Consider the following 19,833-nt stretch of genomic DNA (forward strand, 5'->3'; position numbering starts at 1 on the left):
GCGTTTGCCTCCTTGTTGTTCATCACGGCCGGTCCGGTTGCGGACTCGGTGTTTCCGGGGGATCGGGGTTCAGAGCGCCGGCGAGACCGGCACGATTTCGAAAAGCGGGGGTACGGCCGGAGCGCTCGTTGGTGATCAGCTCCTCCAGCCAGCGGACCTCGCGCTCGCACGCGTCCAGGCCGTGCCGCTGCAACTCGAGCGTGTACGCGTCGAGGCGGTCGGCGGCGCGGGCGAGCACCTCGCGCAGCCCCTCGCGGCGCTCCTCGATGCGGCGCCGGCGGCCCTCCAGGATGCGCAACCGGGTGGCGCGATCGGTCCGGGAGAAGAAGGTGAAGTGGACCCCGAAACCCGCGTCGTCGTACGTCTCCGGGCCGGCCTGGGTGAGGAGATCGGCGAAATGCTCCTTGCCCTCGGCCGTGATCTTGTAGACAACCCGCCCCCGCTTGCTGGTCATCGGGGGGATGATGTCGTTGTTGGCCTCCGCCTCACCGATCCAGCCGGCAAGCTTCAGCCGCTTCAAGGTGGGGTAAAGAGTGCCGTAACTGATCGCGGCGCGGAGCGTGCCGAGTTTGGTGGCGAGTTCCTTGCGGAGCTCGTACCCATGCATCGGCGCCTCCTGCAGGAGGCCGAGGATCGCCATTTCCAGCATTGGCCCCTCCCCACAAGTGCGTCCCGATGTATCGGCCCGATACATCGTCACCGTAGATCGGGACGGGCGACGGCGCAACTCGGGCATCCTGTGCAGTCGCCGTGCCACGCTGCGTGATGACGTTCGCCGGAAAAGCGCCGACCGCGTACTCTCTTCGCCATGCGCACGCAGCGGCAGGTTGTCGACTACTCGCTACAGAAGCGGGCGGTCCTGCGTGACGTTCGGAGCGGCCGTGTCGGCACGCTCGAAGTCTGCGACGCGTCTCCTTACTTGAGAAACGCGGCTACGTACCATGGTGAGCCCATCGACGAGCGTTGCCCGATCTGCCGCCGGGAAAACCTGACGCTCGTGCACTACGTCTATGGCGACGAGCTCAAGCAGTCCGCCGGGCAGGCCCGCAAACTGGCTGAACTGCCCGTCCTCGCGATGACGCTGCGTGAGTTTCAGGTCTTCGTCGTGGAGGTGTGCCGCGCCTGTGCGTGGAATCACCTGGTGGAACGGTTCGTCCTCGGTCGCGACGGGCTCGCCGTCGAGGAGACGTTGCATTCCGGCGCTATGGTCTCGTCCGGTGGTGGGGGATCCCGCCGGACAGGTGACTCGTCACACAACGGGGAGGTCCAGAGATGAACCGGGCCGATCTGGCTAACGTGTACGGGTTTGGGACCGGCGTACGGTCCTCGCAGACACAAGACAAGGGGGCTGCCGGGACCGCAGCCCATGACGCCCGCTCGTGGCGCAGTGTGGGGACGGCTCGTCCGGGCCTCCCGACCGCGCCCCCGCGACCGGTAGGTGTGAGGGAATGAACGCGTACGGCGATCCGCAGTCCGCACGAGCCCGGGTCAGAGTGCCCGGGCCGTCCGCTGCTTCCACGCCTGACGACCAGCCAGCCGACGAGGCTCGGCCCGGCCCGGACGCTTACCGGCGTCCATCCGGTGCCGCCTCGGTAGGCGGTCAGCCGGGGCGGGCGTCGGTGGGCGGCGCCTCCGCCGGCCGGGCGTCCGTCGGCTCCGCCGCCCCCGGCCGTGCCGCGGTCGGTGGCCGCGCCTCGGTGGGCGCCGCTTCGGTCGGTGGCCGTGCCTCGGTGGGCTCCGCGTCCATCGGTGGCCGTGCCTCCGTGCCGCCGGGTGGCGGTGGGCCTCCCGGCGGTGGTGGCGGTGGATCCGGCGGCTCCGGTGGGTCCGGTGGCAAGCGGCCCCGTAGCAAGTCCGACAAGAAGTACCGGCGCGCCAACATTCTGACGGCGGCCGCTGCCGTGCTGGTCATCATGCTGGGCGTCGGCATCGTCGGCGGCACCTACTTCTTCGACGACGTGAAGCTCAAAACGCCGGAGGCGGAGGCGCAGATGAACATCATCTACGACGCCACCGGCAAGAACGTCCTCGCCAAGGAGGGCGAACCCCGGATCAACGTGCCGTACCACCAGATCAGCCAAGTCATGATGGACGCTGTCGCGGCCGCCGAGGACAAGAACTTCTGGACGCACAACGGCATCGACATGAAGGGCATCGCCCGCGCCGCGTGGAACAACTTCACCGGCGGCGACCGGCAGGGTGCCTCGACCATCACCCAGCAGTACGCGCGGCACGTCGCTGACGAGAATGAGATCAGTTACAGCCGCAAGCTGCGCGAGGCGGTGCTCGCCCGGAAGCTCGAGTCGGAGTACGACAAAAAAGAGATCATGGGCATGTACCTGAACTTCATCGACCTCGGTGAGGGACGGTACGGCGTCGAGGCGGCGGCTCAGGGCTACTTCGGCAAGTCGGTCAAGCAAGGCGCCAAGAACGCGATCAACGCGTACGAGGCGGCGGTGCTCGCTTCGATCATCAAGCAGCCCTACCCGACCGACACGCACGCGGGCTACGACCCGAACTACAACCTAAAAGACGCCAAGGACCGGTGGGAGTACACCCTCGCGAACATGTACGAGATGAAGGCGATCTCGAAGGAGGTGTTCGACGCCCGGAAGTACCCGACGGTCAAGCCGATCGCCAAGGCCAGCAACAAGAAGAGCGCCGACCAGAAGCCGGTCGGCATGGTGCTGCGGCACGTGCAGTACGAGCTGAAGCAGCTCGGCATCAAGGAAGAGGCCCTGAACAAGGGCGGCTTCACGATCACCACCACGATCAACCCGAAGGTGCAGAAGGCTGCGGAGGCGGCCGGCTCGAAGGCGAGCAAGTCCTCGCCGATGTACCCCCTCCGTTCCCGGAAGTACCAGGCCGCCGTGATCGGTATCGACCCGACCAACGGTGAGGTCCTCGGGTACTACGGCGGTGACGACCCGAACGGCATCGACTACGCCGGCTACATGTCCGGTGACGGCAGTGGCGTTCCGGCGAACGGTGGGCAGTCCCCGGGCTCGACCTTCAAGATCTACACCCTGGCGGCCGGTCTGAAGGAGGACATCTCCTTCAAGACGATCTGGAACGGCAAGAAGGAGAAGGTCGGCGGTGGCAAGATCAGCAACGCCGGAGCGGATGACAACTCCGTCTGTGGCGGCAAGATCGAGTACTGCGACCTGGAGACGGCGACCGTCAAGTCGTACAACTTCCCGTTCTACTGGATCGCGGAAGGCATCGGCCAGGACAAGGTGATCGCGGCCGCCAACGCCGCCGGTGTCGGGACCATGTGGAACGACGACGGCAAGAAGATCGACCTGAACAGCACCAAGCCGGCCACGTGGAAGAACAACTTCGACAACGAGGTCGCGTTCGGTCAGTACCGGGTGATTCCGCTCGAGCACGCCGAGGGTGTCGCCACCATCGTGAACGAGGGTGTGCACCACAAGGCGCACTTCATCAAGACGATCAAGCAGCGCGACCCGAAGACCGGCACCGAGAAGATCATTCACAGCGCGGACAAGGGCGGCAACCGGGTCTTCGCCGCGGACAAGATGTCCGACCTGCTCGGCGTCATGTCCAAGATCCCGGAGCACGCCGGCAACACGATCAGCGGTCGTGAGTCGGTCGCCAAGAGTGGCACCTGGGAGGTCGAGGTCAACGGCAAGAGCCTCAACGGTGACACCTGGTTCGTCGGCGGCATTCCGCAGCTGGCCGCGACCGTATGGGTCGGAGGCTCCGGTGACCGCGTCTCGCTGAAAGAGGCCGACGGCGGCCCGATGTTCGGCTCCGGCACCCCGGCCGCGATCTGGGAAGAGTTCATCGAGACCACGGCGGAGGCGATGAAGTGGGAGAAGAAGGACTTCCCCGAGCGCATCCCGACCGGTAACCCGGACAGCGAGTACGCCAACGGTACCGCCCCGGTCGAGGTTCCGACGACCGACCAGAACAGCCAGTTCTGCCAGACCTTCCCGGACAACCCGTTGTGCCAGATCACCGGTGGCCCCGCCGGCCCCGGCGGCCCCACCGGCCCGGGCGGCAACAACACCGGGAACAACGACGGCAACAACAACGGCAACAACGGGAACGGCAACGACGACGGCGACTGACGCCCCGGATCGTTGACGACGGCGCCCACCTCGACGAGGTGGGCGCCGTTTCCTATGGGGCGCCTGGGAAGATCGGGACGCCACCGTGGCCTGTCACCCCTCGCCGCCGCTGATGCGGCATGATGCCAAGACATGAGCGCCCAACCGCCCACCGATCGGCCTGACGTCGCGAGTGCCACCTCGGACGGTTTCGTACGGGGACTCTCCCAAGCCATCGGCGGCCCACTCGGCGCACACGCCGTGCCACCGGACTCCCGGCCCGGCCGGTTCTGGACCGCGCGGCGCATCGTGATGGCGCTGGCCTGCCTGGTTCTGGCGCTCTCCTGGGTGCAGAAATCGCCCTGCATGGACGGCAACTGGCAGAACAACGTCCAGTACACCCGGTACTGCTACACCGACGTGCTGGCGCTCTACTACGCCGAGGGCCTGAACGAGGGCAAGGTGCCCTACGTCGACCATCCGGTCGAATACCCGGTGGTCACCGGCTACTTCATGGGCCTGCTCGGGTTGCCGGTGCACGAGTACGGCGTGAACCACCCGAACATCAACCAGGGCAGCTGGTTCTACAACGTCAACGCGCTGGTGCTCTGCCTGTTCGCGGTGATCAGCGTCGCCGTGGTCCTCGCGTTGCGCCGGCGCCGGCCATGGGACGCGGCGATCCTCGCGGTCTCCCCGATCGTGTTGCTCACCGCCACGATCAACTGGGACTTCCTGGCCATCGGACTGTTCGCGCTCGGTCTGTACCTCTGGGCGCGACGACGCCCGGGCCTGGCCGGGGTGCTCTTCGGGTTGGGCGCGGCGGCCAAACTGTGGCCGCTGTTCATTCTCGGGCCGATCCTCATCGTGGCACTGCGTACCGGGCGGTTGCGGCCGTTCGTCCAGGCGTTCCTCACCACCGGTCTGACCTGGCTGCTGGTCAACCTGCCGGTCATGGTCTTCTGGCACGAGAGCTGGCTGCGGTTCTTCCGGCTCAACTCGGAGCGGCCGGTCGACTGGGGCACGTTCTGGTACATCGGGCGTTACCTGGACGGGAAATGGAACGCGGGCACGGTGGGTGACCAGGGCCTGTTCCAGTGGCTCAGCGACCACATCCCGACCCTCAACTACCTCTCGTACGCGCTCTTCGGTCTCTCCTGTTTGGGCATTCTCCTGCTGGGCCTGCTCGCCCCGCGCCGTCCGCGGATCAGCCAGCTCGCGTTCCTCGTGGTCGCCGCCTTCCTGATCTTCAGCAAGGTGTGGTCCCAGCAGTACGTGCTCTGGCTGCTCCCGCTGATCGCCCTGGCCCGTCCCAAGTGGGGCGCGGTCCTCGCATGGACCCTCGCCGAGATCGGTTACCTGGCCGCCTTCTACGCCGAGCTGATCGGCGCCGGCGGCAAGACCGTCATCCCGGAGGGCACCTTCGTTCTGGCCTCCACCTTCCGCCTGGTCACCGTGGCGGTGCTGTTCTTCCTGGTGGCCCGCGAGATCTGGCGGCCGGAACTGGACGACGTCCGGCGCTCCTACGGCGGCGCCGACCCGGACGCCGGCCGACTCGACGGTCCGGAGGCCTCCTGGCTCACCGGGTTCCGCGGCTACTTCCGGGTGGGTCCGTCCCAGGAGGCGCCGGTCCTCCCGGACGAGCCCAGCCCCGTCGGTCAGTTGAGGTAGAAGACGACGGCGTCCGGGAGATCCTCCCGGCGGATCTGCAACGCGTCCACCGGCAGGTCGACGGCGTCCTCCCAGGAGGTGCCAGCCACCTGGTCACGCAGCAGCAGAACCTTCCGGACGCCGATCGACTCCAGGTACTCGATGCTTGTCGCGTCCGGGAAGCCGGCCGCCTTGGCGCGCAACTCGTTCTGCTGAGCCGTGTCGAAACCGCCGCCACCGTTGGCGATCTGCTGGAACCGCGAGGTGGTCCACAGCTGCACGGTCTGATCGGTCAGGTCGGCGGTGGGCAGGACCAGCATCGGGCCGGTGACGGTACGCAGAGCGTCCGGTTGCGCGGCCACCTGCGGGTGTGCCGTGGTGTTCCAGCCCTCCAGCGCCACCAGGATCAGCGGGATCAGGCTGGCCAGGCGCAGCCACGGCCCGGGCCACGGTGGGATCCGCTGGGCGGCCCAGTGCTCGATCCGGCGGACGAAATCGTCCACCGCGCCCGCCGCCAGGATCGCCAGCAGCAGGGTCACCCAGAGCATCAGGCGGCCCGGGATGCGCAGGTCGAACGAGGCCGGGAAGTGGCCGAACAGCGGAAGGTACGTCCAGCGGCCGCCGAAGAAGCTGGTCCCCAGGGTGAGGATCACCGTGACCACGAGACCGGCGATCAGCAGCGCGCGGTGCCGCAGCCGCCACACCGAGAGGAACAGACCGGCCAGGGCGAGGGCGTACAGCGCGAAGCCGGGAAGCAGGGACATCTCGGCGGCCCACCCGAGCGAGGCCCGTGGGGTCGCGTGCGCGGCGCCCCAGACGCGGGACTCGGCCGGGCCGATCAGCAGGCTCCGCAGCGGTGGCGAGAAGAAGGTGATCTCCTCGATCCGTGAGCCGGTGTCCTTGAGCCGGATGTACGGCACGGCCATCAGAACGCCGATGGACAGGAAGATCGTCGCGCCCAGGATGTTGATGTTGGTGAGCAGCCAGCCGATGACCGGTTTCCGCTCCGGCCTGGGCGGACCCGCCAGGTAACGACCGAGACTGATCCATCGGCGCCGGGGTGGGCTCGCCAGCACATCGGTACGCGGTCCCGGTGACACCTCCATCGAAGCGGCCAGCTGAACCTCGGACTTCGGTCGGCTGGGCGCCGGCGGATCGGTCACCGGTCGCGTCTCCGGCCCGGTCTGGTCCGGCCGCAGCGGAGCCGCCACCGGCCGCACCTCCGGCTCGGGCCCGTCGGCCTTCGATGCCGCTTCCACGGATGCGTCGGCCGGGGTCGCCGGTATGGCCGACGTGCCTGCCGCCTCGCTAACCTTGCTCGCCGCTTCGCCCGCTTTGCCCGACGCCTTGCTTGCCTTGCTCGCCGCCTCCGAAGCCGTCTTGGTCGCTTCCGGGTTCGGTTTGCCGGCTTCCGGGGTTGTCCTGTCTGCTCCCAGGCCTGCCTTGTCTGCTCCCAGGCCTGCCTTGTCTGCCTTAGGGTCGGCCGCGTCCGCCTCCAGGCCTGCCTTGTCCGTCCCCGAGCCGGTCGTCTTGCCGGGAGCCGTGGACGCCTTGGCGGCCGGGCCGGGCAACGCCGTGCGCCTGCCACGCCGCAGACCCCAGCGCCGTCCGGGCACTGCCACGGCACGCTTCTCCCGCCGGGACTGACGGAAGCTGCTCATCGACCCGGTGACGACCAGCGTGATCAGGATCAGGCCCAGCACGTACGCGAAGGGAATGCCCAGGGAGAAGCCGAGGGTGAGTTGCCAGATCGCGACCAGCCACCCACCGACGGCCCAGGCGGCGCTCCGGCGCCCGGGCCGGAAACCGTACCGGAGTGAATAGCCGTGTCCGCGCGCCAGCATGGCCAGCGCCAGCGGGATGGCGCCCGCCGAGATGATGTTGAGATGGCCTTCCTGCGCCAGCCGCCACGGCGCGTAGGCGAACGCGACCGCCGCCACCGCCGCCCCGGTGGGCCGGGCGCCGAGCTGGCGGACCAGTGCGTAGGCGCCGATCAGCAGCAGCGCGTGGGCGACCACGAAGAGGATGTTGTACCGCAGGATCGCGGCACCCGGGCCGTCGCCGATCATCCCGGCGAACGCGTACCCGAACAGGCTGTCACCGAAGGCGAAGCTGTCCTTCTGCGGGTAGTAGGCGTTCGACTGCCACAGCCGGGCCGGGTCGTCGATCACCGCGTGCCCGGCCCAGGCGACGCGCCACGCCTGCCGGGTCGGGTCGCCGAGGTCCTGCGGCAGCGTGTGCATCGGGTAGCGCAGGGTGGGCCAGGTCATCATCACGGCGAGCAGGCAGGCGGCGTAGACGACGAGCGCGTACTCGTGGATGACGGATCGGCTCAGCGCCCGCAGTGCCCGCCGGAGGATGCCGGGTGGCTGCTCCGGGATCGCGGCGAAGGCGCTCCACGGATCCGGTGGCGCACCGGGTGGGCGGGCGTCCTTCGCCGTCGGCGACGTCACGGCCGCCGGGCCGTCCGCCTTCTTCTCCGGAGTCCCGGACTTCGCGTCGGGCGCGGTCTTCTCCAGAACCCCGGTCTTCGCCGGAGTCCCGGACTTCGCGTCGGGGGCGGTCTTCTCCGGACGGGGCGACGTCGGCGTACCGTTGTGAGGTTTGTCCTTTTTGCTCGCCGGTGTGGCCGCGCGCCGTGGCGGCAGGAGCCCGAGCAACCGCCGCGGCCCACGGCGCGCGGAAGTCTCCGCGGCGGCCACGGACGACTTCGGTTGCGGCTGCTCGGTCATGACCCTCCCGGTGGCCCTACGTCAGCTGCCCGCCCGCTCGCGCAGAAGGGCGATGTCGGCGGTCTGCCCCTCCACCCCGCCCGGCGTCTCCACAATGGCGGGAGCGCCGGAGGCCCGGATCGCGGCCACCACCAACTCGGGGTCGATCTTCCCATTGCCGATGTTGTCGTGCCGGTCCTGGCCGGAGTCGAATCCACCCTTCGAATCGTTGGCGTGGATCAGGTCGATCCGCCCGGTGATCGACTTGATCCGGTCGACGATGCCGGTCAGGTCCTCCCCGCCCGCGAACGCATGGCAGGTGTCCAGGCAGAACCCGGCCCCGAAGCGGCCGACCTCGTCCCACAGGCGGGCCAGATCGTCGAAGCGGCGGGCGCACGCGTTGTCCCCGCCCGCGGTGTTCTCGATCAGCACCGGGAGCGGAAGGCCGCCTTCGCTCTCCGCATACTCGAAGGCCTTCCGCCAGTTCGCGAAGCCGGCGGCGAGATCGGCGCCGGCGCCGACGTGCCCGCCGTGCACGATCAGACCCTTCGCGCCCAGCTCGGCCGCGGCGCGGGCGTGCGCCATCAGCAGTTTGCGGCTGGGGATGCGGATGCGGTTGTTCGGTGAGGCGACGTTCACGATGTACGGCGCATGCACGAACACCTCCACCTCGGAGGCCCGGATCCGCTCCGCGTCCTCGCGTGGTTTGGGCGAGTTGTACTTCTGCGGGTCGGTCAGGAAGAACTGCACGGCGTCGGCCCCGCGGGCGGCGGCCTCGGCCAGCGGGTCGGCGGAATCGACATGGGCTCCGATGCGCATGGAACGAGCCTACGACGCGGGTACGACGCTCTCCCTCCGCGTCACCGGGCTCCGCCGCCCCTCGTTAGCTCATTGATCACGCTTGACGAATGCCGGGAACGCCCGGCGGTGGACTGGGGGATGGTGCATGTCGCGGCAGTTCCGATACCGGATGGCGGCGCTGGGATTGAGTGCGTTGATCTTCGGCGTGCCGCTGCTCACGAACGGGACGGCGAGCGCCGAACAGGTCGAGGGGAACGATCGTCAGGTCAGCTTCGCCGGCGGTGGGGTGCTCGGCCTGTCCTGCGGGTCGAAGCCGAGCGTCGAGTCGATGACGGTGCCGGCCAGCAGTGTCGTCCGGGTGGTCAACCAGACCGGGCACGACGCGCAGCTCAAGCTGGCCGGCTCGCCGAAGGGCACCATCCCGGCGGACGGTGTGGCCGAGGTCGTGTTCCGGCGCGGCACCACCGCGGTGCTGCTCACGCCGGACTGCGACCTCGATGAGAATCCGGTTCCGATGCTGGTCACGGCGACCACGCCGGCGGATTCCACGGACCAGTCCAACCCGGTTCCGGTCCCGTCCGACGGGAACGGCGCCGCGGTGACGATGGCGAAACCGGCCGGACCGGGATCAGCCGCGGGCTCCCGTACCTCCGGTTCGACCCTGCCGGACGCGCTGGCGCCCCATTCGCGCCCCGACCGGACCTCGCCGAAGTCCGCGCACGCGGGGATCCGACACCCGTCCGGCGCGAGGCCGGTCACCGCGATGCGGGACGTGCCCGTCGCGGCACAGGCCCTGCCGCAGGGCGGCGGCGTCGCGCCACGGATCAAAGACAAGATCATCAACGGTACGGGGATCGGCACGCCCGCGTTCGCCGGCATGCCGCCTGGAGACCGCCGGACGCTCCTGCCCGGCGCCGCCACCGCGCCGCTGCCCACGGCCGGGGAGGACGTCGCCCCGCCCACGATGGCCGAGGCGGGGGTGCCGGTCACCGAGACGACCGGGGCGGGCAGTTTCGCGGCCGCCGAGCCGGTCGCCGCGGTGGGCCGGATCGACGAGGGGCACCCGATCGGCCTGCTGGGGCTGACCGCCCTGGTCTGCGTTCTGGGCGTGGCGACCGCTGCGATTCGGGCAATCGCGTCACAACGTGCATCTCGTACAAATATGGTCTAAGCTCGTCCTTGCAAGCTCCGCGGGGCGTGCGCGCCCAACCTCATCGGTGTGGTCGTTCCTCCCCAGGTCCCACCCAACGAATCGGGACGGGCGCCCCGCGGCTCCCGTCGACGGCCCCGTCCACCCGGACGGGGCCGTCGTTTTTGGCGTGGCGGCCCGCGTGGGTATGCTGGCTCGGTTCGCAGTGTGTCCGCCGTGGGCGCTTCTCTCCCACGGCTTTCCTTCTGCGTTCGACACAAGACCTCCTGCCACGGAAATACCGTGGCCGCATAGCCCACAGGAGGTGAGAAAGTCTTGCGTCATTACGAACTCATGGTGATCCTCGACCCTTCGCTCGAGGAGCGCACCGTCGCCCCGTCGCTCGACCAGTACCTGAACGTGATCAGGACCGCGGGTGGCTCGGTGGAGAAGCTCGACATCTGGGGCCGTCGCCGGCTCTCGTTCGAGATCAACAAGAAGGCTGAAGGCATCTACGCGGTCGTCGACCTGCAGGCGACGCCCGAGGCCGTGGCCGAGCTGGACCGTCAGCTGCGGCTGAACGAGTCCATCCTGCGTACCAAGGTCATCCGTCCCGAGACCCGCTGAGGCGTTTTTGTCAGAGGGTCCTGAGACCCTTTGCGGCAACGACTGAAAGCGGCGAGGAGAAGTTCATGGCAGGAGAAACCACCATCACGGTCGTCGGCAACCTGACCGACGACCCTGAGCTCCGCTTCACCCCTTCGGGTGCGGCGGTCGCCAAGTTCCGCATCGCTTCGACGCCGCGGACCTTGGATCGGCAAACGGGCGAATGGAAAGACGGCGAGCCACTCTTCCTCGCGTGCAACATCTGGCGTGACGCCGCCGAGCACGTCGCCGAGTCGCTGACACGTGGCGCTCGGGTGATCGTGCAGGGCCGGCTGCGCCAGCGGTCTTACGAGACCAAAGAGGGCGAGAAGCGCACCGTCTACGAGCTCGAGGTCGACGAGATCGGCCCGTCCCTGCGCTACGCCACGGCGAAGGTGCAGAAGGCGAGCAGGTCCGGCGGCGGAGGGGGCGGTTTCGGTTCCTCCGGCGGTGGTGGCAACCGGCAGTTCGGCGGCAACAGCGGCGGCGGTCGTGGCAACAGCAACGACTTCGACGACCCCTGGGCCACGGCTGCTCCGGCCGGCGGCAACCGCTCCGGCGGTGGCGGCGGCAACTCCTCGTTCGACGACGAGCCTCCCTTCTGAGCCTCCGGGCTTTCCAGGATCACTAACAGGAGTTTGAGCAATGGCTAAGGCTGCGGCGCTTCGCAAGCCGAAGAAGAAGGTGAACCCGCTCGACAAGGACGGGATCACCTACATCGACTACAAGGACACCGCGCTCCTGCGGAAGTTCATCTCCGACCGCGGCAAGATCCGTGCCCGCCGCGTCACCGGTGTGACCTCCCAGCAGCAGCGGCAGATCGCCCGCGCGGTCAAGAACGCCCGTGAGATGGCGCTCCTGCCGTACACGGCCACGGCGCGCTGAGAGGGGGCACCGAGATGAAGATCATCCTCACTCAGGAAGTGTCCGGCCTCGGCACCCCCGGCGACATCGTCGAGGTGAAGAACGGTTACGGCCGCAACTACCTGCTCCCGCAGGGGTTCGCGATCCAGTGGACCAAGGGCGCCGAGAAGCAGGTCGTCGTGATCAAGCGGGCCCGCGAGGCTCGTGAGATCCGTGACCTGGGCCAGGCCAACGAGGTCAAGGGCCAGCTCGCCGGCCTCAAGGTCACGCTGAAGGCGCGCTCCGGCAACGGTGGCCGCCTCTTCGGCTCGATCACCCCGGCCGAGATCGTCGACGCGGTCAAGGCCGCCGGCGGTCCGGCTCTCGACCGGCGTCGTCTCGAGCTCCCGGGTCACATCAAGACCACCGGCTCGTACAACGTGCAGGTCAAGCTGCACCCCGAGGTGACCGCGACGTTCCCGGTGAACGTGGTGGCCGCCAAGTAGTCGCTGTAATACGCCGAAGGCGCTCCGGGCTCGCCCGGGGCGCCTTTCGCGTTTCCCGGCCGTCCCGCCGGTCAGCTGAGACTGTTGCCGGTGATGGCTGAACTCAGCACGGTGGCCAGACCGCCACCCACCACGGCCGCCGCCAGGCCGATACTCGGCGACTTCCAGGCCGTCGTCGCCGACCGCAGGCCGAAGGCCACCAGCATGCTCAGCACGAGCGCGATCCCGAACTCGGGCGCGGCGCCGGCCAGCGTGTCCAGCGCGGTCGAACGCTGCCCGCTGTTCAGCAGGAACATCGCCAGGACGAAGAGCACGACCGGTACGCCGTACCACACGACGGTGTAACCGACCGCGGCCAGCGGGCTGCTGACCTTCTCCTCTTCCTCGTCGTCATCCGGGTTCAGCAAGTCGGGCGACGGGCCGGCGAGGAGATCGCCACTCATCGGGCGCCGCTCGTACGATCCGGTGCCCTGGAAAGCGCCCGTGGAACGCCGTGGCGGCCACGAAGTGTCCTCCCCGGTAGGGGCGGCACCCCCTGGGGCCGTCGAGATCACTGACGTGGCGCTCAGGGCCAGATTCGACGCTCCGGCAACCGTGGCCGAACCGCTTGGCCGAAAGGGAGGAAAGTCCGACGTGTCGTAACGGCGAGACTCGCCCTCGGCGAGATCATTTTGGCGGGACAGCTCCTGGCGCCAGTCGGTCTCACCGTCCTGCCCGGCGCTCCCTCGATAGTCTGCCCCGCGCCGGTTGGCGCGTTCGGCGGCGAGCCAGTCCGCCATGGGCGGGCGCTCACCGAAACCACCACCGGCGCCCTGGTCGCCGTAGCCACCCCGGCCGGACTGGTCCGCCAGCGGGTCCGGCCAGCGACCGGACAGGTCGCCACCGCCGTACGCCGGCTTCTGCTGCTCCGACCAGGACGGCGTGCCGCCGCCGGCCGGCAGCGCCCGCGGGCCGCCGCTAGCCGCGGGATCGGTCCAGCGCGGCCCGGCATCACTGCCGGCCGGCAGGGCGCGGGCGCTGCCGTAGGCCGGGCCCTGCTGCGGCGCCGGCCGCTGCCGCTCCTGCTCCAGCCAGGCGGGGCCGCTGGAGGTCGGGGCGCTGGCCGATCGCTGTCGTTCCTGCTCCAGCCAGGCCGGCCCGCTGGAGGTCGGGGCGCTGGCCGATCGCTGGCGCTCCTGGTCCAGCCAGGCGGGGCCGCTGGAGGTCGGGGCGCTTGCTGACCGCTGCCGCTCCTGCTCCAGCCAGGACGTGCCGCCGCCGTACGCCGGTCCCTGGGGTTCCTGGAGCCGCTGCCGTTCCTGTTCCAGCCAGGACAGCCCGCTCGACGTCGGCGCGGAGGCGGGGCTGCCGTAACCGGACCGGCCGGGCGGCAGCTCGCGAGGCGCACCCCCGTAGGTGGGTTGCTCCGGGGCGGACGGTCCGGCCGGAAGCGCACCCGCCGGGGTGCCGTAGGCGGGCCGTTGCTGCGGTGCTCCGCCGCGCGGGGGAAGGCCACGCTGCGGCTGTTCCTGCACCGACCACGACGGATCGGACCAGGACGGCGGCTCTGGGCGCGACGGCTCGGACCAGGACGGCGGTTCGGGGCGCGAGGGCTCCGGGCGCGAGGGCTCGGACCAGGACGGCCCGGACTGCTGCGGGTACGAAGGCTCGGAGCGCTGTGGATAACCCGGCCCCGGCGCCGGGTAGGACGGACCCGAGCTGCCGGCCGGAAGCTCACGCCGGCCACCATAGGGCTCGTCCCGGTACGCGGACCGGCGCGGCGCCTGCCCACCGGGATCCGACCACTGCGGCGGCCGTGGGCCCGGCCGGCCACCGGGCGGTGGATAGTCGTCGGGTTCGCGCCGGGGATCCTGCGGGGCCCGCCGTGCCTCCGGGCCGATCGGCTCGTCCACGGGCGGCTCAGCAGCCCGTCGCCGGCCCGTGCTGCCGGTGGGGTACGGCGGCTCCTCGACACGCCGTCGCCGGCCCGCCTGAGTGTCGTCGACCGGGCTCATCGGCCCGGGCAGGGCGCTGCGTGGACGGCTGCCGGGCATGGCGCTCGTCGGCCAGGTCGCACCGGCCTCCGAGGGATCCGGGACGGAGCTGCTCGGCAGCGGCCCGCCGGGCACCCCACCGGCCGGCTCGGCACGCCGCGGGCGGCGCCCGCCGTCACCGGCTGGCTCGTCCTTCTTCATCGCCTCGCGACGAGCCGCCTCGGCCCGCCAGGCGAGGACCCGTGGGTCCTCCTCACCACGGCTCCACTGGCCGGTGTCCGGATCCCGGGTCCAGTTGCTGGTGTCCTGCTCCGCGTCCCAGGATGCGGTGTCCTCGCGCCAGTTCGTCGCGTTGGCGTTGTAGCGCGGCTTGCCCGGCCGGGGCTCCGGCTGGGAGCGCGGGGCCGGCGGCTGCTCCGGCGGAGGCGGTGGGGGTTCGGCATACCGGCCGCGCTCACGGCGCGACGGCGGCGCGGACCGGGTGCCCCAGGTGGTCGCGTCCGGGGAGAGTGCCTGGTCGGAGACGACCGGGATGCTGCCGGTGTCGGTGTGGCCGGCCCAGTTGTCGGTGTCGGCGCCGTTCGTCCAGCCGGTGCCACCGGCCGGGGCGGCGCCGGTCTCGGCGGCCCGGCGGCGGCCGACCCGGGTGGGCCGCTCGGTGGGGCCGGACTCCCGGCGCCAGGCCGCCCGGTCGTCCTCACGGACCAGGTGACGGGCGTCCTCGGCGGCCGACCGCTGCCAGCCGGGCGCCTCGGTCCGCTCCCAGCGGGGCACGCCGGTGGTGTTCTCTCCCGGCGGCGGGTTGTCGGAACGGGTCCACGAGGGGGCGCCGGTCTCCGCGCCGCGCCGGCGGGACGGCAACTGAGTGGAGGGCTGCTGCCAGGACGGGGTCTGCTGGGGTTCCTGCCAGGAGGGCGTCTGCGTGGACGGCTGCTGCCAGGACGGGGTCTGCTGCTGGGGCTGCTGCCACGACGGCGCCGGGGCGGAGGGCTGCTGCCAGCTCGGCGTCTGCGGCTGTTGCGGCTGCTGCCAGCTCGGTGTCTGCGCCGACGGCTGCTGCCACGAGGGGGTGCTCTTCGACCAGGTCTGCTCCACCGGGCTGGTCACGGCGGGGGCGTCGGTGCGCCGCCAGGACGACGAGGTGTCCGGATCGCTCTGGCGCCAGGACGAGGACGTGTCGGGGTCGCTCCGGCGCCAGGACGGCGTCTCGGCCTCCGGCTCGGGGGTGGGCCACGCCGTACCGGGTATGGAGGGTTTCTCGCGCTCCGCGGCGGCTCGCCGCTCCTCCTCGTCCTGCCAGGTCTCGGTGGTGGAGCGCCAGACGTGCGATCCGGTGGCCGACCGCCACTCGGTGGTCTGCCGCCAGCGCGCCCCGGTGGCCCGCCACTCGGCGGTCTCGGTGCGCCAGCCGACGCCGTCGGCGGGGAAGGTCGGCCGCCCGGTGGGGGTCACCTCGGAGGACCAGCGGTTGGCCGGCTCCACGGCATGGCCGCCGCCACCCTGGTAGGGCTCGATCTCGGCCTGCTGTGCCCAGTCGTCGGCGCGCCGCTGCCAGGTCAGCGCCTCGTCGCTGGGAGCCATGCTGCCGGTGTCGGTCAGAGAGGCCCAACGGGGCTCCGGCTCCGCGATCTCCGGTTCCCGGGTGGGCCAAGACCCCGCAGCGCGCCGACTGCGCGACATGCGGGTGCCGTAGTCCCACTCCCGTTGGTCCACCTGGAAAGGGTGACGTGCGCGAGACGGAACCGCAACGCCTCAGTGCGACGGCTTGCTCACCCGAGCCGGTATTTCCGCAGATCCAGAACCTTTTTTGCCCTCCACAGGTCAGAACTGCAAATCCCCTGCTCGGGTCCGTCGCGCCCGCGAGTTGTCCACATGGTGTGCACAGGGCTACCCACAGGAGTCACCGGTGCTGTCCACAGGTTGTCCAGAGACTCGTCCACCGGCGCAGTTGGGTGGGTGGCTGGGTGATTCGTACAGTGGTCCAGCCTCACGTGGGACTTTGATCGGAGCGAACCACTGAATCCGGTGACGGATCAGTCGAAAGAGAAGGACCGAGGCGGTTCGATCGTGAGAGCGGCCATGGCCGAGTGGAGGGGGAGTCCGGGGTGTCGATCACCGACGACGCGAGACCGGAGTCACGGCCGCCCTCCCAAGGCGGTGGCGGCTCCTTCAACGGGGGCGGCGGCGGGAACGGCAAGGGGCCACAGGACGGTGGCGGCAACAGCTACGACAAGGCCCCACCCCAGGACGTGGCCGCTGAGCAGGGTGTCCTCGGCGGCATGCTGCTCTCCAAGGACGCGATCGCGGACGTCGTGGAGATCCTCAAGGTCACCGACTTCTACCGCCCGGTCCACGCCACGATCTACGACGTCATCCTCGATCTGTACGGGCGTGGTGAGCCCGCCGACGCCCTGACCGTCGCCGCTGCCCTCGCCGACTCCGGTGACCTCCAGCGCATCGGCGGTGTGCCGTACCTGCACACCCTGATCGAGAGCGTCCCCACCGCGGCGAACGCGGCCTATTACGCCCGGATCGTCTCCGAGCGGGCCATCCTTCGCCGCCTCGTCGAGGCTGGCACCAAGATCGTCCAGCTGGGCTACGGCGCGAACGGCCACGGCGGGCGTGATGTGGACGACATCGTCGACCTGGCCCAGCAGGCCATCTACGACGTGACCGAGAAACGGGTCAGCGAGGACTTCGCGGCCCTCGGCGACATGCTCCAGCCCACCCTCGACGAGATCGAGGCGGTCGGCGCCGCCGGTGGCGTGATGACCGGTGTGCCCACCGGCTTCCAGGACCTGGACCGCCTGCTCAACGGCCTGCATGCCGGTCAGCTGATCATCGTGGCCGGCCGTCCCGGTCTCGGTAAGTCGACCGTGAGCATGGACTTCGCCCGGAACGCGGCGATTCAGAGCGGCTGTGCGAGCGCCATCTTCTCGCTCGAAATGAGCAAGATTGAGATGGTGATGCGCCTGCTCTCCGCCGAGGCGCGGGTGCCGCTGCACACGCTGCGTTCCGGCCAGCTCTCCGACGACGACTGGACCAAGCTGGCCCGCCGGATGGGCGAGATCAGTCAGGCGCCGATCTTCGTGGACGACACGCCGAACATGAACCTCATGGAGATCCGGGCCAAGGCGCGCCGCCTCAAGCAGCGCCACAACCTGCGGCTCCTGGTGATCGACTATCTCCAGCTGATGTCCTCGCCGAAGAAGACCGAGAGCCGTCAGCAGGAGGTCTCGGAGCTGTCCCGTGGCCTGAAGCTGCTGGCCAAGGAGATCGAGTGCCCGGTGATCGCGGTCAGCCAGCTGAACCGTGGCCCCGAGCAGCGCACCGACAAGCGGCCCCAGCTGTCCGACCTGCGTGAGTCCGGCTCCATCGAGCAGGACGCCGACGTGGTCATCCTGCTGCACCGCGACGACTACTACGACAAGGAGTCGCCCCGCGCGGGCGAGGCCGACTTCATCGTGGCCAAGCACCGTAACGGCCCCACCGACACCGTGACGGTGGCCGCTCAGCTGCACCTGTCGCGCTTCGTCGACATGGCGATCTAAAAACGCCACCTTCATCGGTACGGCGTCGTGCCGCCCGAAGAGGAAAGTGACCGGGCGCGGCGCGTAATTCGTCCGGGGTGGAGACGTGCGCCGCGCTTCTGACGGTCGGGGTTCTGATTAGTCCTCGCTGTCCGGGCTGCGGTGATTGGTCACCAGAGTTTCGATCTCGCGGGATTTGCCAGTAGAGGCGTGCTGGACCGTTTCCACGATGACGCGGGCCAGAGTTTCCACGTTCCATTCCCGGCAGGCCTGCTGGTCGAGACGGAGGTCGACGAGCCGGCCGTCAGCGTCGACGGTGGCCTGGACGGTGCCGTCCTCGGACTCGGCACTCACCTGCATGGTGGCCAGGCTGCGCTGGAGCTCGTCCACTCCGGAACGCATCTCCTCATACCGGCCGTAGACGTCTTCCAGGTCGTTCCGCAGGGAGTGATCGGTGGTTCCAGTCACGGTTCTTCCTCCGTTCGCCGCGACAGTGTGGGGCGAGGAGACAATACCCAAGATCCGCGACGTTGCGTATTCCAGTAACTTCGTAACGCACACGAAAAGAGAAGCTTATCGAAATAGTTCACTCTTAAGTAGTGGTACGACTTCGCCTTGTAATTACTAAGAGTGATCAACGCCACCGTGGTGACAATTCGGCGAGCGAAAATTGGGCGACTTGTGGCCGGGCAAAACGCGCATTATGGAGCCGTGGCGCTTCGGAGCCGTCACTCTGCGTTCCGGCCGGGATCTTTGCCGGACAGCACGAAACCCTCTTGAAGAGGTCCGCCCGCGAAGTCGAGGACAGCCAGTACGGCGGCGATGAGCGGCTCCCGGTCGCCGTCCACGGCCACCGCCCGCTGGCCGGCCGCCAGCCTCCCGGGGAGGTCCGGATCCACCTCGCCGATGCGCCGGGGCAGCCACTTGCCGCGTGCCGACCACCGATTCTCGGCCAGGAGAAGGAAGTCGGAGGCCGCCAGCATCAGGGTCGCCGCCAGATAGGCGAGTTCCACCGGCTCGGTACAGCCGCGCAGGTCGTCCACCAGATCGGTCAACAGGTACCGCTGGTAGTCGATCGTCGCGGCGTCCGGCGCCACCGGGCCGGCCGCCAGCAGTGCGGCCGCCCGCTCCTGAAAAGCCGTCGCCGCGCCGTCACCACCGGCCAGGATCACGCCGTCGGCCACCATCCGCAGCAGCGGAGTCCGCCGCCGCTCGGCATCGGAACCCCAGTAGTACTCGATCGAAGTCTCCGTCTGGACGAACAGCTCGACCACCCAGCCCTCGAACCGCAGCGTCTCCCGAAACGGGGCCGGTGGCCCGTCCAGAACCACGACGATGTCCAGATCCGACCACGGCGTTCGTCGCCCGGTCACCGAACTGCCGCCGAGAAAGGCCGCAAGCACCCCCGGAAACCGCTCCCGCACGAGCCGCGCCGCCACATCCACCGGTCGATCCCCAGACATGGCCCACACCGTGACACAACCCCCGCGCCAACACATCCCCAATACCCCGGCACCCTCCGACCACGGAGCAGCACACCCCCACGACGCACGCCGGCCCCCAGAAGATCCAGCCGGCCCGGGGAGCCGTCTCAACACCCTCAAAGAGCCCCACCAGCCAGCCGGAAAGATCCACACTCACGCGACGCGTCCTGGCCGGAGAGCGGTCACCGCGAGCAGGACGGCGGTGCCCTCAGCTGGCTCTGAGAGCCGTTCCAACGCCCGTGACAGCCCTGACCAGCCAGCCAGAAAGAGCCACACCTACGTGCTGTCGTTGCTGGGAAGCGATCGCCCTGGGCCGGGGGCGGTGCACTCGGCTGGCTCCGGGGGCTGTTCCAACGGCCTTGGGGCTGCGCTGAGAGCCAGCCGGAAAGATCCGTACCCGCGCAACTTGTCGTTGTTGGGGAACGGTCGCCCTGGGCGGGGCGGCGGTGCACTCGGCTGGCCTTGGAGGCTGTTTCAACGGCCTTGAGGCA

The 19,833-nt window shown here is 69.6% G+C and carries 15 protein-coding genes; 9 read left to right on the plus strand and 6 right to left on the minus strand.

Annotated elements, in window-relative coordinates:
* Positions 1–22: 22 nt before the first annotated feature.
* Positions 23–649, minus strand: a complete 627-nt coding sequence (locus J5X75_RS17840; protein ID WP_183226527.1) for a PadR family transcriptional regulator — start codon at positions 647–649, stop codon at positions 23–25.
* A gap of 159 nt (positions 650–808) precedes the next feature.
* On the opposite strand from J5X75_RS17840, the gene J5X75_RS17845 reads away from it, so the two are divergent.
* The 3 genes from J5X75_RS17845 (at position 809) to J5X75_RS17855 (ending at position 5,741) form a co-directional block, all read left to right on the plus strand.
* Positions 809–1,276, plus strand: a complete 468-nt coding sequence (locus J5X75_RS17845) for a DUF5318 domain-containing protein (RefSeq protein WP_208468540.1) — start codon at positions 809–811, stop codon at positions 1,274–1,276.
* Between the two features lie 343 nt (positions 1,277–1,619).
* A complete protein-coding gene (locus J5X75_RS17850; protein ID WP_307798136.1) occupies positions 1,620–4,094 on the plus strand; it encodes a transglycosylase domain-containing protein in 2,475 nt (824 codons plus the stop codon).
* Between the two features lie 132 nt (positions 4,095–4,226).
* Complete coding sequence (locus tag J5X75_RS17855) at positions 4,227–5,741, plus strand: glycosyltransferase family 87 protein (protein ID WP_208468542.1); 1,515 nt, start codon at positions 4,227–4,229, stop codon at positions 5,739–5,741.
* Here J5X75_RS17855 and J5X75_RS46405 read toward each other — a convergent pair.
* A complete protein-coding gene (locus J5X75_RS46405; RefSeq protein WP_372450897.1) occupies positions 5,729–8,452 on the minus strand; it encodes a hypothetical protein in 2,724 nt (907 codons plus the stop codon). The two genes, J5X75_RS17855 and J5X75_RS46405, sit on opposite strands and share 13 nt — an antisense overlap.
* A gap of 21 nt (positions 8,453–8,473) precedes the next feature.
* Positions 8,474–9,250 carry a deoxyribonuclease IV gene (locus tag J5X75_RS17865; protein ID WP_208468543.1) on the minus strand — a complete coding sequence of 259 codons (777 nt, stop codon included), beginning with the start codon at positions 9,248–9,250 and terminating at the stop codon, positions 8,474–8,476.
* Positions 9,251–9,377: 127 nt separating this feature from the next.
* Here J5X75_RS17865 and J5X75_RS17870 point away from each other — a divergent pair, with 127 nt between their 5' ends.
* The 5 genes from J5X75_RS17870 to rplI all read left to right on the plus strand — a co-directional run bounded on the left by J5X75_RS17870 (position 9,378) and on the right by rplI (position 12,355).
* Positions 9,378–10,403 carry a hypothetical protein gene (locus J5X75_RS17870; RefSeq protein ID WP_208468544.1) on the plus strand — a complete coding sequence of 342 codons (1,026 nt, stop codon included), beginning with the start codon at positions 9,378–9,380 and terminating at the stop codon, positions 10,401–10,403.
* A 294-nt stretch (positions 10,404–10,697) separates the two neighbouring features.
* The gene (gene rpsF, locus J5X75_RS17875) at positions 10,698–10,988 is read left to right on the plus strand and encodes a 30S ribosomal protein S6 (protein WP_183226522.1); all 291 of its coding nucleotides are present in this window, start codon (positions 10,698–10,700) and stop codon (positions 10,986–10,988) included.
* Between the two features lie 65 nt (positions 10,989–11,053).
* On the plus strand, positions 11,054–11,611 hold the full coding sequence (locus J5X75_RS17880) for a single-stranded DNA-binding protein (RefSeq protein WP_208468545.1): 558 nt from the start codon (positions 11,054–11,056) through the stop codon (positions 11,609–11,611).
* Positions 11,612–11,651: 40 nt separating this feature from the next.
* Positions 11,652–11,891: a 30S ribosomal protein S18 gene (gene rpsR / locus J5X75_RS17885; RefSeq protein WP_007073789.1), complete on the plus strand. Its 240-nt coding sequence runs from the start codon at positions 11,652–11,654 to the stop codon at positions 11,889–11,891.
* A 14-nt stretch (positions 11,892–11,905) separates the two neighbouring features.
* Positions 11,906–12,355 carry a 50S ribosomal protein L9 gene (gene rplI / locus J5X75_RS17890; protein ID WP_043529634.1) on the plus strand — a complete coding sequence of 150 codons (450 nt, stop codon included), beginning with the start codon at positions 11,906–11,908 and terminating at the stop codon, positions 12,353–12,355.
* A 71-nt stretch (positions 12,356–12,426) separates the two neighbouring features.
* Here rplI and J5X75_RS17895 read toward each other — a convergent pair whose 3' ends face one another.
* Positions 12,427–15,909 (minus strand): hypothetical protein, encoded by a 3,483-nt coding sequence (locus J5X75_RS17895; protein WP_208468546.1) that lies wholly within the window; start codon positions 15,907–15,909, stop codon positions 12,427–12,429.
* Between the two features lie 524 nt (positions 15,910–16,433).
* On the opposite strand from J5X75_RS17895, the gene dnaB reads away from it, so the two are divergent.
* On the plus strand, positions 16,434–17,879 hold the full coding sequence (gene dnaB / locus J5X75_RS17900) for a replicative DNA helicase (protein WP_208468547.1): 1,446 nt from the start codon (positions 16,434–16,436) through the stop codon (positions 17,877–17,879).
* 117 nt (positions 17,880–17,996) lie between these two features.
* Here dnaB and J5X75_RS17905 read toward each other — a convergent pair whose 3' ends face one another.
* Both J5X75_RS17905 and J5X75_RS17910 read right to left on the minus strand, forming a co-directional pair.
* Positions 17,997–18,326, minus strand: a complete 330-nt coding sequence (locus tag J5X75_RS17905) for a YbaB/EbfC family nucleoid-associated protein (RefSeq protein ID WP_307798137.1) — start codon at positions 18,324–18,326, stop codon at positions 17,997–17,999.
* Between the two features lie 260 nt (positions 18,327–18,586).
* Positions 18,587–19,321 (minus strand): nucleotidyltransferase domain-containing protein, encoded by a 735-nt coding sequence (locus tag J5X75_RS17910; protein WP_208468548.1) that lies wholly within the window; start codon positions 19,319–19,321, stop codon positions 18,587–18,589.
* Positions 19,322–19,833 lie beyond the last annotated feature (512 nt).

Source organism: Actinoplanes flavus (assembly GCF_017592555.1).
Lineage (GTDB): Bacteria > Actinomycetota > Actinomycetes > Mycobacteriales > Micromonosporaceae > Actinoplanes > Actinoplanes flavus.

Excerpts from the sequence above, each read along its gene's own strand:
- J5X75_RS17840 (WP_183226527.1), bottom strand. The coding sequence starts at position 649 with ATGCTGGAAATGGCGATCCTCGGCCTCCTGCAGGAGGCGCCGATGCAT.
- J5X75_RS17845 (WP_208468540.1), top strand. The coding sequence starts at position 809 with ATGCGCACGCAGCGGCAGGTTGTCGACTACTCGCTACAGAAGCGGGCG.
- J5X75_RS17855 (WP_208468542.1), top strand. The coding sequence starts at position 4,227 with ATGAGCGCCCAACCGCCCACCGATCGGCCTGACGTCGCGAGTGCCACC.
- J5X75_RS46405 (WP_372450897.1), bottom strand. The coding sequence starts at position 8,452 with ATGACCGAGCAGCCGCAACCGAAGTCGTCCGTGGCCGCCGCGGAGACT.
- J5X75_RS17865 (WP_208468543.1), bottom strand. The coding sequence starts at position 9,250 with ATGCGCATCGGAGCCCATGTCGATTCCGCCGACCCGCTGGCCGAGGCC.
- J5X75_RS17870 (WP_208468544.1), top strand. The coding sequence starts at position 9,378 with ATGTCGCGGCAGTTCCGATACCGGATGGCGGCGCTGGGATTGAGTGCG.
- J5X75_RS17880 (WP_208468545.1), top strand. The coding sequence starts at position 11,054 with ATGGCAGGAGAAACCACCATCACGGTCGTCGGCAACCTGACCGACGAC.
- rpsR (WP_007073789.1), top strand. The coding sequence starts at position 11,652 with ATGGCTAAGGCTGCGGCGCTTCGCAAGCCGAAGAAGAAGGTGAACCCG.
- rplI (WP_043529634.1), top strand. The coding sequence starts at position 11,906 with ATGAAGATCATCCTCACTCAGGAAGTGTCCGGCCTCGGCACCCCCGGC.
- J5X75_RS17895 (WP_208468546.1), bottom strand. The coding sequence starts at position 15,909 with ATGGCTCCCAGCGACGAGGCGCTGACCTGGCAGCGGCGCGCCGACGAC.
- J5X75_RS17910 (WP_208468548.1), bottom strand. The coding sequence starts at position 19,321 with ATGTCTGGGGATCGACCGGTGGATGTGGCGGCGCGGCTCGTGCGGGAG.